At 45.8% G+C, this 1,303-nt stretch carries 1 protein-coding gene; it reads left to right on the top strand.

Annotated features, from left to right (window positions below):
* Positions 1 to 1,303 (top strand): BCCT family transporter (locus tag AB4653_RS27475; protein ID WP_372105822.1); only part of this gene is annotated, 1,303 nt, incomplete at both ends.

Below are 1,303 nucleotides of genomic sequence, written 5' to 3'. Positions count from 1 at the left end.
GTGCGTAAACAGCCTGTTCTAAAGATCTCTAGTGCGTTAATGCCTGTTCTTGGTGAACACCGCAGTAAAGGCGTACCTGGAAAAATCGTCGATATCCTATTCATTTTCGGTCTACTGGGTGGCGCCGCGACAACACTAGGTTTAGCAGCACCTCTCATCACTGAAGGCTTAAATCACCTATTCGGTCTACCTAAAAACAACCTTACGCAAGCAATGGTGCTTTTAGTTTGTACGGCAATTTTTGCTTACTCTTCTTATGCTGGCTTGGAAAAAGGCATCAAGATCCTGAGTAACATCAATTTCTGGGGTGCAATGGGTTTACTGACTTTCGTTCTGATCGCCGGTCCAACAATCTTCATGCTAGAAACAGGTTTAGACTCTATTGGTCGTCTACTGTCTAACTTCTTCGTGATGGCAACGTGGGCTGAACCATTTGGTGGTTACGGTACCTTTGAGAACACGCACTTCCCACAAGACTGGACCATTTTCTACTGGGCGTGGTGGCTAGTATTTGCACCAAGTATGGGCCTGTTTGTTGCGCGAATCTCTCGCGGAAGAACCATCAAACAAATGGTGTCAGGTTCAATTTTCTTTGGCTCTCTAGGTTGTTTCTTGTTCTTCATGATCCTAGGTAACTATGGCCTATCACTACAACTTTCTGGTGAACTGGATGTAGTAGCGATTTTGAATGCAGAAGGCGCTACCAAAGCTATCTTCTCGATGCTTGCGCAACTGCCAATGAGTACACTAGTTATCGCGGTATTTACGCTGCTGTGTATTATTTTCACTGCAACGACATTTGACTCAATCTCATACATCCTAGCGTCTGTTGTGCAAAACAACGTGACCGAAGAGCCAATGCGTTGGAACCGTATGTTCTGGGCATTCACACTGTCGTTCTTGCCAACGATTCTGATGTTCTTGGGTGGTCTAAGTACGCTACAAACGGCAGCAATAGTTGGTGGCTTACCGCTACTGGTGATCTCTGTGATGCTGATGATTTCAGCGGTTCGTGCAACTAGCCTCGACCTACGCCATCAAGACGCGTACATCGAGCCAACGATCAATATCGAAGAACTACCAGATATGGACCCTTGGTCTGCAGAAGGTATGGCACTGGCTCAATTTGAGAAAGAAAGAGATGCAGCACAAGAAGCTGCAGAACTTGAGCGTATTGCTTACACAGAACTTGCCGCAGTGAAGAAAGAAATTCGCGCTTATGTGCTAGAACAAGATTCACAAATGGAAACTCACGAGTTACCAGAGAACCTACAACAAGCACTTGAGCAGGCCGAGAGTAATC

The organism is Vibrio sp. 10N.222.48.A3 (genome assembly GCF_041475345.1).
In the GTDB taxonomy this organism is placed as follows: Bacteria; Pseudomonadota; Gammaproteobacteria; order Enterobacterales; family Vibrionaceae; genus Vibrio; species Vibrio tasmaniensis_A.
This window is presented reverse-complemented; position numbering and strand designations above follow the sequence as displayed.